The sequence below is a fragment of the Corynebacterium simulans genome, assembly GCF_001586215.1.
Taxonomy (GTDB): Bacteria; Actinomycetota; Actinomycetes; order Mycobacteriales; family Mycobacteriaceae; genus Corynebacterium; species Corynebacterium simulans.
The window spans coordinates 1,294,281-1,306,398 of the sequence record NZ_CP014634.1 but is presented as its reverse complement, the minus strand read 5'-3'; the positions used below and the strand labels follow the sequence as shown (position 1 = coordinate 1,306,398).

The 12,118-nt window shown below is 60.8% G+C and carries 14 protein-coding genes; 11 read left to right on the top strand and 3 right to left on the bottom strand.

The features are described from left to right. Positions 1-149: 149 nt before the first annotated feature. The 8 genes from betA to WM42_RS06110 are packed head-to-tail and all read left to right on the top strand — an operon-like array spanning position 150 to position 5,690. Positions 150-1,925, top strand: coding sequence for a choline dehydrogenase (gene betA, locus WM42_RS06145; RefSeq protein WP_062036316.1), 1,776 nt, complete (start codon positions 150-152; stop codon positions 1,923-1,925). A 21-nt stretch (positions 1,926-1,946) separates the two neighbouring features. Next, on the top strand, positions 1,947-2,657 hold the full coding sequence (locus tag WM42_RS06140; protein ID WP_062036314.1) for a LysE family translocator: 711 nt from the start codon (positions 1,947-1,949) through the stop codon (positions 2,655-2,657). Between the two features lie 25 nt (positions 2,658-2,682). Beyond that, positions 2,683-3,036 (top strand): DUF2218 domain-containing protein, encoded by a 354-nt coding sequence (locus WM42_RS06135; protein ID WP_062036311.1) that lies wholly within the window; start codon positions 2,683-2,685, stop codon positions 3,034-3,036. Positions 3,037-3,046: 10 nt separating this feature from the next. Continuing rightward, complete coding sequence (locus WM42_RS06130) at positions 3,047-3,373, top strand: YbjQ family protein (protein ID WP_062036309.1); 327 nt, start codon at positions 3,047-3,049, stop codon at positions 3,371-3,373. 4 nt (positions 3,374-3,377) lie between these two features. After that, on the top strand, positions 3,378-4,301 hold the full coding sequence (locus WM42_RS06125) for a CE1 family esterase (RefSeq protein ID WP_145915040.1): 924 nt from the start codon (positions 3,378-3,380) through the stop codon (positions 4,299-4,301). 10 nt (positions 4,302-4,311) lie between these two features. After that, on the top strand, positions 4,312-4,599 hold the full coding sequence (locus tag WM42_RS06120; RefSeq protein ID WP_062036305.1) for an RNA-binding S4 domain-containing protein: 288 nt from the start codon (positions 4,312-4,314) through the stop codon (positions 4,597-4,599). Next, positions 4,599-5,393: a VOC family protein gene (locus WM42_RS06115; RefSeq protein ID WP_062036303.1), complete on the top strand. Its 795-nt coding sequence runs from the start codon at positions 4,599-4,601 to the stop codon at positions 5,391-5,393. The genes WM42_RS06120 and WM42_RS06115 overlap by 1 nt, the downstream gene beginning before the upstream one ends. Continuing rightward, entirely contained in the window at positions 5,394-5,690 is a 297-nt protein-coding gene (locus WM42_RS06110) for an MGMT family protein (protein ID WP_062036301.1), read from the top strand. A gap of 4 nt (positions 5,691-5,694) precedes the next feature. Here WM42_RS06110 and WM42_RS06105 read toward each other — a convergent pair whose 3' ends face one another. Together WM42_RS06105 and WM42_RS06100 are read right to left on the bottom strand one after the other, a co-directional pair. After that, entirely contained in the window at positions 5,695-6,543 is an 849-nt protein-coding gene (locus WM42_RS06105) for a PrsW family intramembrane metalloprotease (RefSeq protein WP_062036299.1), read from the bottom strand. After that, positions 6,540-7,115 carry a hypothetical protein gene (locus tag WM42_RS06100; protein WP_235591332.1) on the bottom strand — a complete coding sequence of 192 codons (576 nt, stop codon included), beginning with the start codon at positions 7,113-7,115 and terminating at the stop codon, positions 6,540-6,542. Before WM42_RS06100 ends, WM42_RS06105 begins: the two co-directional genes overlap by 4 nt. Before the next feature lie 42 nt (positions 7,116-7,157). Here WM42_RS06100 and WM42_RS06095 point away from each other — a divergent pair, with 42 nt between their 5' ends. Next, positions 7,158-9,095, top strand: coding sequence for a M13 family metallopeptidase (locus WM42_RS06095; protein ID WP_062036295.1), 1,938 nt, complete (start codon positions 7,158-7,160; stop codon positions 9,093-9,095). Here the strand turns inward: WM42_RS06095 and WM42_RS06090 are convergent. Then, the gene (locus tag WM42_RS06090; RefSeq protein WP_062036293.1) at positions 9,082-9,588 is read right to left on the bottom strand and encodes a CG0192 family protein; all 507 of its coding nucleotides are present in this window, start codon (positions 9,586-9,588) and stop codon (positions 9,082-9,084) included. The genes WM42_RS06095 and WM42_RS06090 overlap by 14 nt on opposite strands. A 30-nt stretch (positions 9,589-9,618) precedes the next feature. Between WM42_RS06090 and WM42_RS06085 the strand changes: the two genes are divergently transcribed. Both WM42_RS06085 and WM42_RS06080 read left to right on the top strand, forming a co-directional pair. After that, the gene (locus WM42_RS06085; RefSeq protein ID WP_062036291.1) at positions 9,619-10,452 is read left to right on the top strand and encodes an alpha/beta hydrolase; all 834 of its coding nucleotides are present in this window, start codon (positions 9,619-9,621) and stop codon (positions 10,450-10,452) included. A 249-nt stretch (positions 10,453-10,701) separates the two neighbouring features. Further along, a complete protein-coding gene (locus WM42_RS06080; protein ID WP_235591331.1) occupies positions 10,702-11,994 on the top strand; it encodes a PepSY-associated TM helix domain-containing protein in 1,293 nt (430 codons plus the stop codon). Positions 11,995-12,118 lie beyond the last annotated feature (124 nt).

The window sequence follows — 12,118 nt, the reverse complement described above, 5'->3', positions numbered from 1 at the left end:
GCAAACTTCTAGAAGGATGTGTACTCTGAAGGTAGTGCCCGCACATGAGGCGATGTGAATAAATACAGACTTTTGTATAAATTACAATGTTTTCACTTCCGGTGGGACAATCTTGACGTGTGAAATATTTCACAGAAAGAAGGGGATTTATGGGTTTTATGGACAAGCTGACCAAGAAGCGTTCCGCTAAGAAGGTCACCGATGAAGTAAGCGACGTAGTCGTCGTTGGCGGTGGCTCCGCAGGCTCCGTCATCGCCGAACGCCTGACCGAAGACAAGAACACTCGTGTGCTGGTCCTTGAGGCCGGACGCAACGATTCCCTGTGGGATCTCTTCGTCCACATGCCTTCCGCATTCTCTTTCCCGATTGGTGCAAAGAACTACGACTGGATGTACGAATCCGAGCCGGAGCCAGAGATGAATGGCCGCCGCATCTACCACGCCCGTGGCAAGCTGCTGGGTGGCTCTTCTTCCGTCAACGGCATGATTTACCAGCGTGGCAACCCCATGGACTACGAGAAGTGGGCCAAGAACCCGGGCATGGAAAACTGGGACTTCGCGCACTGCCTGCCTTATTTCAACCGCATGGAAAACGCCGCCGCGGCAGAAGATAACGATCCGCGCCGCGGCCACGACGGCCCGCTCTACCTTTCCCGCGGTCCTGCAACCAGCGAGCTCTTCCAGGCCCTGTTCAAGTCCGTGCAGCAGGCCGGCTACCACCTGACCAACGACGTTAACGGTTACCGCCAGGAAGGCTTTGCTCCTTTCGACCGCAACATCAAGCACGGCAAGCGCTGGTCCGCCGCGCGTGCATACCTGCACCCGAACCTAGACCGCGAGAACCTCGAGGTTCGTACTCGCGCTTTTACCACCAAGGTTCTCTTCGAAGGCCAGAAGGCCGTCGGCGTGGAATACGAGTGGAAGGGCGGCGTCCACCGCGTATTCGCCGAGAAGATCGTCCTTTCCGCTGGCGCCATCAACACCCCGCAGCTGCTGCAGGTCTCCGGTGTCGGTGACGAGGAGTTGCTGCGCAAGCACGGAATCGACGTCGTCAAGCACCTGCCAGGCGTGGGCGAGAACCTGCAGGATCACCTCGAGGTCTACATCCAGTACGAGACCACCAAGTCCACCGCTTCTTCCCAGCCTTACCTGGACAAGTGGCGCTGGCCATTTATGGGCCTGCAGTGGATTCTCACCAAGAAGGGCCCGGTTGCAACCTCCCACTTCGAGGGTGGCGGATTCGTTCGTTCCAACGAGAACGAGGAATACCCGAACCTGATGTTCCACTTCCTGCCGATGGCAGTGCGCTACGACGGCCAGAAGGCCGACGTCAAGCACGGCTTCCAGTGGCACGTTGGCCCGATGTTCTCCGATACCAAGGGCCATGTCCGCATCAAGAGCGCCGATATCCACGAAAAGCCGGAGATTCTCTTCAACTACCTGAAGACCGACCAGGATCGCCGCGAGTGGGTCGAGGCAGTGCGCGTTGCGCGTTCTCTGCTGGACACCGAAGCCATGGCTGAGGTGGGCGCCCGCGAGTTCAGCCCGGGCCCTGACGTGCAGACCGACGAGGAGATCCTCGAATGGGTACGTAACGACGGTGAGACCGCACTGCACCCGTCGTGCACCACCAAGATGGGTTCCAAGGATGACCCAATGGCGGTTGTGGATCCAGAAACCATGCAGGTCTGGGGCATTGAGGGCCTCTACATCGCTGATGCTGGCGTCTTCCCGTCCGTGACCAACGGCAACATCTACTCGCCAACGATGATGGTGGGCGAGAAGGCCGCCGATCTGATTGCCGGAAAGAAGCCTTTGGCACCGCTTAACGACGTAACCTGGTACAAGGCTGGCGAGGATATGCCGCTGTACGCCCCAGGCGAGGCAGTGCGCGATCACAAGCAGGCCGTAAAGGGTGCTTACTAGAAGAGCCAAGAGAAGGGTCGGATGACTTTAGCTGCATTAGTTTCGCTGCTAGGAGTGTGGGTGGCGATGATCGTCGCTCCCGGCCCTGATGTAGTGCAGGTCATCCGCGTCGCCCCGCGGTCCATGCGTGCCGGAATCATGTGTGCGCTGGGCATCTGCACCGGCATCGTCGTCTGGCTCACCGCCTCCCTGGCAGGGCTATCTGCTCTTATCGCCGCTCGCCCCAGTCTGCTCGGTTTGCTGCAGCTGGTGGGCGGGGGCTTCCTTCTCTGGATGGCCTATGGCTCTATCCGCTCGGGCCTGACGCAACGGCGCTCTGCCCTTAACTCTGCCCGCAGTACTTCACAGGACTCAGCGGAAAGCGCGGGAAGCTTCGATGAGGAGCACATCGAGCAGGCAGTGAGCACTGGCGACGTCGAGGACATCACCGCTGGCCGCGCCTACAAGCTGGGCATGCTCACCAACCTTTCCAACCCGAAGGCGCTTGTCTTCTTTGGTGCCGTCTTTGCCCAGTTCATTCGCCCTGACATGGGGCTTGAATGGACCGTGTTCATCGCCATCATCCTGACTGTGGTCTCCGTGGCGTGGTTTTCTACCTTCGCGCTCATCGTCCGCGCGGCGGCGCGTTTCCTCACGAAGTATTCGGCCCATCTCGATATCGGCTCGGGCCTCATCTTCGGCGCCTTGGGCTGCGTGATGATTTATGAGGGAATACTCGCGCTGGTTAGGTAAACCTAAAACGCGTACAGTGTCCGGCATGAGCAATTCCACCGCACGCGTTTCAACCGATCGCCCGGCACGCTACGGCAAGCAGCTGGCATCGCATTTCTCTGCCAAGATTGACGCCCACTGGGACCCAGAAACCGAAACTGGCCGCTGCGTCTTCGAGCGCGAAAACACCCGCGGTACCCTCGACCTTGCTGTTGAGCCCAACATCCTCCTCCTCAACGTCGAGGCAGACTCAGAAAGCATCAAGTCCGTCGAGCACGTTGTGGCCCGCCACCTCGTGGGCTTTGGCAAGAAGGACGACTTGAAGGTCGAGTTCACCCGCGCCGACGGCACACCGGGCGTGTACTTCAGCGTCGCTGATCTTCCCCCAGAACGCAGGTAGTCTAGGGCTCATGATTTTCACCACCACCAACAACGTCGATGGTCACGAAATCACCGAGTACATTCGCGTCATTGCGGGTGAGACGGTGACCGGCATTAACTTCCTCAAGGACTTAGGCGCCTCCTTCCGCAGCTTCACTGGCGGCCGCTCCGCTGGCTATGAGGAAGAGGCAGTCAAGGCCCGCGAGGCAGCGCTTAACGAGCTGTGGAACCGCGGCCAGGAGCTGGGCGCCGACGCCGTCGTGGGCATCAGCTTTGATTACTCGCCTATGGGCCAGGCCAACGACATGCTGATGGTCACCGCCACCGGCACAGCAGTAAAGCTGCGCGCTCTCTAGATAGGTGCGCAAGTATCTTTTAATAGCGCTGTGCCTAGGCTTGAGCGCGTGCTCGCACGTCGATGAGCCGGGGCGCGGCCGCTATGATTATCCCGCGGACATGGAAACGGCCTCGGAAAAGGCCGAGCTTCCTTCCCAGGGCGCAACGCAGACCGGCCACTACCGCACGATCGAGCTGCCCAGCGGCAGAAGCTTCATAGCGCACGTACCTGATAACTATGACGCAGCGCAGCCCGCGCCGGTGGTCATGGTCTTTCATGGATATAACAGCGATCCCGCGACCATCTTCCAGGACACTGAGCTCTATGAGGCCAACGCCATCACGCTCTTTCCTGCGGGTATTGGGGAGGCTTGGGCGCCTGCGCCTTATGCGCAGACTTCCTTGGGGGAAGACTTCGCTTTGGTGGATGACACCTTGGCCTGGGTTAAACAGAATTACAACACCGATGGCCGCGTCTTTGCCGCAGGCTTTTCCAATGGCGGCGGTTTCGTGCGCGCCCTAGCCTGCAACCGGCAGTTGGACGGCGCCGCCACGGTTTCCGCGGCGAACTACGATGCCGTGGATGAAAACTGTGGAGGAAAGCCCACCCCTTATTTTGCGGTGCACGGCACTGCCGACGTCGTTATTAATTACGGTGGCGGCACCGCCCACGGTGGCCACTACCGCGGTGTGGAGGAGACCATGGCGGAAGTCGCCGAGGACAATGCCTGCGATCCTTTCCCCGCCGAGCACCGGGAAGACGCAGTCACCCGCTTTACGTGGGGTTCCTGCGCGGTGCCCACAGTGAATTACAAAATTAAGGGCGGCACGCACACCTGGAACGGTGGCGTAACGGATCGCAGCGGGCTTGTCCCGCACGATTGGGCAACCAACTCCATTTTGGACTTCTTCAAGGTTGAGTATCCCGGCAAGGTGCCTTCTCGGTAAGCTATGCCGCATGTTAGAAGTCTCAATCAAGGGCGATTCCATTAAGCTCGGCCAGTTCATCAAGCTGGCCTCCCTCGTGGGTACCGGCGGTGAAGCAAAGGAGTTCATCACGCAAGGCGAGGTCCAGGTCAATGGGGAAGTGGTGACCCAGCGCGGCGCCACCCTGCACCCCGGCGACGAGGTGAGCATCGCTGGCACCAGTGCCCGTGTGGCCGCAGCAGATGAGGACGAGGACGATTACTTCGATGAGGCCACAGCAGACGATGACTTTGATCCGGAGAAGTGGAGGAACATGTAATGCCCGCTTTCGAAGCTGAAGTAGGCATGCCCTACTGGATCGACCTGACCACCTCTGAGCCGCGGAAATCCGTGAACTTCTACGAGCAGGTGCTGGGCTGGGAAGTTGATTCCGCTAACGAGTACCGCGTGGGCCGCGTGCAGGGCCTGCCGATTGCCGGCTTCATTCCGCAGCCCGAGCAGGCTTCCATGCCGGATACGTGGGTGACCTACTTTTTGAGCAAGGACATCGACGGCGATTGTGCGCGTGCGGAGCAGCTTGGCGGCCGCGTGCTGGCGCCGGCAATGCAGGTGCAGCTGGGCCATATGGCGCTGCTTGTCGACGTCGCGGGTGGCATGTTTGGCCTCATCCAACCGGCGGGCACGGACCAGTTCGTGGCCGGCGGCGAACCGGGCACGCCGGTCTGGCACGAACTGACTGCCACTACCAGCTACCAGCAGGCCTTGGACTTCTACGGCGAGCTGTTTAACTGGGAGGTCCGTGGCGGCGATGCTTATGCCACCGCGGAGGAAGAAGGCGCGCCTTTCGCCGGCTTTTGGAACGCGGAGGGCCAGTTCCCGCCGCAGGTGCCGAGCTTCTGGCAGACCTACCTCGGCGTGCGTGATCTCGAGGCGGCTGCTGCCAAGGCAGTAGAGCTTGGCGGTGAGGTTATCCGCGAGCCGTGGGATTCGCCTTTCGGGCGCCTATGCCTGCTGGCTGATTCCACCGGCGCTACGGTCACTCTGGCCGAGGTCGAGGACGCGCCGGAGGAAGAGCCGCGCGAGTCGGACGACGTTCTCAACCTCGACTTTTAGATGAAAGACAAGGTAGAGGAAGTAGCGGAGGTCGTTCGGCGCATTCCGGCCGGCAACGTCTCTACCTACGGGGAAGTGGCTAAAGCGGCGGGCTGCCATGCCCGCTACGTGGGCTGGGTGATGAAGAAGGTCCCCGGCCTGCCCTGGTGGCGCGTGGTGCGCGCCGACGGCACCTCGCACGCGCCTGAGCGCTCAATCCTACGCTGGGAAGCCGAAGGAATTACTCATAAAGACGGCCGCGTAAGCATGCGTCGCCATGGATTAGATGCCCGCGACTTGGAAGGGTTGATCGGTTGAGAGCTTAGTTCTTTCTCTTGCTGACCGCGGTGCCAGCATGCATCACGCTGTATGTGGTGTCTTCCCGCGCGAACTTGTTGCCGCGATAGACCAGGTAGATGTTCAGTGGGTAGAGCACCAGCCCCACCAGCACGTATTGCACTGGCATCAGCGTGGTGTTCTCCGGCAGGTAGTTCCAGCAAAAGTGCAGGCCAAAGGCTAGCAAAAGGAAGCCAAAGATGGAGCCCAGGCGCCACCAGACTGTCTTGTTCGCGCTGAATAGCGCCCAGCCTATTCCCCAACCCGCCAGCGCGGTGAGCAAGACGTGCAGCGCCGGACCCGCGATGAGGCGCAGACCCCACATCTGAAACATTCCGGTCCAGTCAGAAAGCGGGTGCATCGTGCCGCCGACGACGCTGTACAACACGTTCTCGAGGGTCTCAAAGCCTAAGCCCACGGTGGCGCCCACGACCCAGCCGTGCCACGGCCGGTTGAGCTGCCGGAATGACAAAAGAATGAAGAAGACTCCGGTGGCCTTGGAAATCTCCTCTGGGTAGGCACCCGCCCACGACATCGTGGCGGCCTGCCACCCGAAGGATGACGCCAGCGTCATCAGCGGAGTAGAGGAGAGCAAAGCCATGCTCACCGCGGTACCGCCACCCCACAGGAGCGCCGCCCAGACCCATCCGCGCGCCGGGAACATGGGGCTTAGGCGAAGCAAAAAGAGGACGAGGGCCACGTAGGCGCCGCCGATGAGCACGCTGGGTACCACCAAAGCAGGAGCAATCAGCAGGTAGCTGATTAGGTTAGCCATGATGCTCACCATGCCCAGAGCCAGTAGTACCCACAGCGAGTTGCGGAAGAGTTTGCTCATGATGCCACTACTCCCGTCTCCGCTTTCACCGGCAGCTCGCGGTGTCCAAAGGCCTGCCAGATGAGTTCCGCGGCGTGGGTGAAATCGCCGCCGGTGAGCACCACGATGTAGTCAAAGTCGGTAAAGTCGCCCTCTCCGTCGCGGGAGAGGACGATTGCGTCGGCGGGGGCGTCGTAAAGCGCGAGTGCATCGCCCTCCCTGTGGATCTTTGCCGTGGAAACTTCGCCGTAAGCATAGCCGCGGACGGCGCGATGCATCGCCACCTCCTCGTCGGCACCGTCGAGGCCTTCAGTGCTGACCACCTGCACGAGCGTCGCACCGCAGTCCCAGGCCTGGTTCGCCATGGTCTCCGAATTAGGCGTGCAACGCAGACCCGGGACCTCAATGGTCCAGGTTTCATCCTCACTGAAACCTGTTGTCGCAGAATCAAGCACCACTTCCTCGGTCTTCGGCTCGGGCGGGGTCACCGTTGCTGCGATAAGCGTGGGGATGACGAGCACTACCAGCACGAAGCTAACGACCGCGAGAAAATATCTGCGGAGTTGTGATGGTGGGAACCGATAAGTTGGCATAGTCCACACCTTAACCGGATTGATTCGCCTAGAGTGGCTGGCATGAAAGATCTCTACCAATTTGTCAACGGACCATGGCTACAATCCCACGTCATCCCCGATGATCGGGGCGTTGATGGCACCTTCCACAACCTGCGTGACGAGGCGGAAGAGCTCGTGCACGAGATTGTTAAAAATGACACTGGGCGCCCGGGCGCGCTCTACGCATCGCACCTTGATACCGAGGGCGTAAATGGTGCAGGCATGGCGCCAATTGACGCCGACCTCGACCACCTCACCGCAGCCGACCCTCAAGAGCTGGCGCAGCGCCTCGGCGAACTCGAGCGCGAGGGAGTCGGCGCCCCGGTGACCTTCTGGGTGGAAAAGGATTCCGGTTCCGAGGAAGCCGTGGCCTACGTCATCCAGTCTGGCCTGGGCCTGCCGGACGAGGCTTATTACCGCGAGGAAGCGCATGCGGAGACGCTGGCTGCATATGAAAAGCACGTGGCGCAGATGCTGGGCTTCCTCGATCCTGCCCGCCTGTTCGGCTTGGGCGCCGACGTTGCCGCCACGCGCATCGTGGGTTTGGAAAAGGAGCTGGCTGCCGGTCATTGGGATGTCGTTTCCACGCGCGATGCCGTGAAGACTTATAACCCGATGCCTTTCGAGGAGCTGCCGGAGTTGGCACGCGCCATCCTTTCAGGTGGTGGCCTGGAAGCACAGCGCGTTGTGAACATGATGCCTTCCTACCTCGAGCACTTCGAGATGCTTTTCACCGCGGACCGCATGGCAGATTGGCAGCTGTGGGCCACCTGGCACATCCTGCTGTCCCGCGCGCCGTACCTGCCGGAAGAGGTGGGCAAGAAGAACTTCGAGTTTTACGGCACCCGCCTTTCCGGTGCTACCACTCAGCGTGACCGCTGGAAGCGCGCCGTGGGCCTAGCGGAGTCCCTGGTGGGCCAGGAGATTGGCATGGTCTTTGTGGACCAGCACTTCCCGCCGGCATCTAAGGCGGAGATGGACACCCTGGTTGATTACTTAACCGCTGCTTACCGCGAGCGCATCTCCCAGCTCGAGTGGATGACTCCGGCAACGCGTGAGCGCGCGCTGGAGAAGCTTGCCCAGTTCAAGGCCAAGATTGGATACCCGGATAAGTGGCGCGACTACTCCGATCTGAGCTTCAGCTCTGAGGGCAAGGACCTCGTGGCCAACGTCCGCGCGGGCAACGCGTGGGCACACGACTTCGAGCTGCGCAAGATTGGCAAGCCCGCGGACCGCGACGAGTGGTTCTCCACCCCGCAGACGGTCAACGCTTTCTACAACCCGGTGGTCAATGACATCACCTTCCCGGCCGCCATCCTGCGCCCGCCATTCTTTGTCCCTTCCGCTGAGGGCGGCGACGTATCCGAGAACTTCGGCGCAATCGGCGCGGTCATCGGCCACGAGATCGGCCACGGTTTCGATGACCAGGGCTCGCAGTACGATGGCCAGGGCAACCTGAACTCCTGGTGGACTGAAGAGGACCGCGCGGCATTTGAAAAGCTCACCGCGAAGTTGGTGGAGCAGTTCAACGGCCGCGTGCCTTCCGTTCTGGAAGGTACTGATTCCGCGGGCGTCAATGGCAGCTTCACCCTGGGTGAGAACATCGGTGACCTGGGTGGACTGGGCATCGCAGTGGTGGCTTACAAGAACTACTGCGCGGACAACGGCCTCGACATCGCTGGCCAAGTGGCCCCTTTCGAGGTGGAGGACGCATCTCCTGCGCTTTACGACGCCGAGTACAACGGCCTGCAGCGCCTCTTCCTGTCCTGGGCGCGCGTTTGGCGCACCGCAATCCGTCCGGAGATGGCCACCCAGTACTTGGCCATCGATCCGCACTCCCCGGCGGAGTTCCGCTGCAACCTTATCGCGGCGAATGTGGCGGAGTTCTACGAGGCCTTCGAGGTAGAGAAGGATTCTCCGTTCTACCTGGCCGAGGAAGACCGCGTCACAATCTGGTAAGACGCGCCGCGAGGTAGTCGGTTCCGGTCTCGGAGTCGACTACTCGTAATTGCCCAGCCTCCGGTGGGGTAACGGTAAGGGTGGGCAAGAACTCGATTTCGCCAGGTAGTCCGCCGGTGCCATAGGCGTGGAAGCGCTGTGGGCCGGTGGAGTATGCGGCGGAGGTTTCCTCGTTTTGTACAAGATGGACCCATTGTGTGATGGCGACTGGGTCGTCTTCGGCGCGGGCTACCGAGCGCTTTCCGAGCACGGAGTGGTCCATGGCGCACAGTGGTTTGTTGGTGGCATTGTCGGCGGCGCGGTAGGTGACGGGGAATTGGACGATGTTGCCGGCGTAATCGTGGCCGAGGAGGACTTCAATGCCAACTTCGTCATCAGGATCTACTGCGCGGTAGCTTCCAATGATCTCGTCGATGTGGGCGTGCTTAGCTGCGATTTCGGCTTTAGTGGGGGATAGTTCGGCGGTGGGGTGGAGTTTGGCTACCTTCGTCATGGCCGCCATAGTAGCGGTAACCTCGAATGCATGACTTCGATTGAGCAGTGGCAGATTGGCGGCCAAGACCGCCAGTTGAGCGAGGAGGAGCAGCTGGAACAGCTCTACACCTACATGCAGGTCCACTACCCACTGCCGGATTTCCGTCCGCCGTGGGCTGGCGGCGGCTCGCCGGATGCTGACCGCTACTGCGCGCTTTTACCGGATCGCATCACGCAGGCTTCCATGATGGTCTTGGGCACTGCGGTTGACCACGCGCTGCCGGGTACCAAGTTCACTGATGGAATCACGCAGCGTGACACTGAGGTCGGCGCCATCTTCGAGCCCACTGCGCCGAATGGCAAGTGGGCAGTCTCCCTCCACTCCGGCGGCTGGTGGCGCGGTGATGGAACCGCGTTAGAGATGCAGTGGCGCCCCGAAGTTGCCGCCGCAGCACAGTTGTCCGGCACCACCATCATCGACGTGGACTACCCGCTAGCACCTGAACACAGCGTGGCTGACATGGTGGAATCCGTCAACAAGGCCATCGCTTATGCCCGCGAACAAGGTGCGGCTTCCGTGACCGTGTGGGGCTACTCCTCGGGCGGCGCCTTGGCTGCACTCGCGCCCGCCGATGCACTCATCCTTACTTTCCCCGACTTCGCCGCGCTTTCCAATCTCCCCGAGGAGATCCGCGCCGGCTACGAGCTGCCAAACGAGTACCCGCGCACACTCGTCCAGACTGCGGTGCAAGACGAAATCGCCGAGCGAGTCACCATCCCTGGCGCCGAAACCGCCGACTACGTCTCGACCCACCGCATCTCAACTCCGGCAGTGGCCCGCCAGCGCATCATGGACACCGCGGACTTCCTGCGCTCCGTCTAAGCCGCCTGGTTTTAGCGTTTATCGGTTTGGTCCCATTGGTTGGTTCCCCTTGGGGGGTAAAGCTACCCAATGGGGCATCCCGTACGGCTTCGCTACTCGTAAAGGGACCATTAGAGGGGGACCCAACCAGGGAAACCAAACCGAATTGAGGGCAACCTGACCACTGCCGACAAAAGTTCCCGCGATTCGAAAGGATCACAAGAAAACTTTATCGGGAACTATTGCTAGTAACGGCGCGACTATTCACCCATGAGTATTTCCAATCATGGTGCAATGTCGCGCTTACACAAGACAGCCGGTGTCCTCATAGCACCGTTCCTCATCGTTGCAGCGCTGAGCGGGTTCTTCTACGCCTTGGCCCCCAGCATCGAGTCGGTGGTGTACAAGAATGAGATCGCGGCGTCAGGAAGCGGTGAAGCACACAGCCTCGACGAGCAGATCGCAGCAGCCCAGAAGGTCTATCCGGATCTCGCAGTAAGCAAGGTGCAGGCATTCGATGACAGCGAGAAGAACACCCGCGTGCTCTTCGCGGATGACGCACTGAAATCCTCCAGCTACGCCCACGCAGTGTTCGTGGATCCCGTCACGCTCGAAATCAAGGGTGACCTCGTGCAGTATGGTTCCTCCCGCGCGTTGCCGTTGCGCAGCTGGCTCTCCGAGGGGCACCGCCGCCTCTGGCTTGGCGACGCCGGCCGCATCTACTCCGAGCTCGCCGCTTCATGGCTGGGCGCACTGGCGATCATGGGCATCTACCTGTGGTTCAAGCGGCGTCGGAAGGCGGGCAAGATGCTCACCTTGCACTCCAAGATCGGCGCGTGGCTGCTGCCTGGCTTCGTGTTCCTCACTATCACTGGCCTGACCTGGTCCTTGGTTGCTGGTGAAAACATCTCTACCCTGCGCGAGAAGATGGACTGGATGCAGCCCAAGCCCGCAGCAACTGCTGCCGCGGACCCGCATGCCGAGCATCATCACCATATGGACATGACGGGAGACATGGACGTGATGGGCGGCGCAGACGCGTTGGCGGCCGCGCGTTCGGCCGGGTTGACCGGCATCCTCGACATGACGCCGCCTTCCGCGGAGACGCCAGCGTGGACCGTCACGGAGGCACGCCAAGACTACAAGCTGAGCTACGATGCTATCGCTGTCGACCCGCACACTGGCGAAGTGGTGGACCGCGTGGACTTTAAGGACTGGCCGCTCATGGCCAAGGTGGTCCCATGGCTCATCCAGCTGCACATGGGCACCTTGTTCGGAATCTACAACCAGGTTGCGCTCGCGCTTCTCGCGCTAGGCCTGTTGGCGGTCAGCGTCATGGGCCTGTGGATGTGGTTTAGTCGCCCGAAGCGCGCGCTCCAGCACCTGAAGCTCTCGTCAGCGCTGGTCGTGGGCGCGGTGTTGTATTCCATCATCGCTCCGCTCTTCGGCGCATCCCTGGTGCTGTTCTTCCTCGTGGATTGGGTAGTGCAGCGCGTTAAGAAGGCGAAACAGACCGAGCCACGCGAAACCCAAGAAGGGGAAAGCATTAAGCAACCTGTCTAGAACGATTGCCATAAAGTAAGGAGAGGGAGGACCACCTGGTCCTCCCTCTCTCGTACTCGCTGGGTCCTATTTCTCGCTGGGTCCTATTTCTCGCTGGGTGCTATTACACGCTGGGTGCTATGCC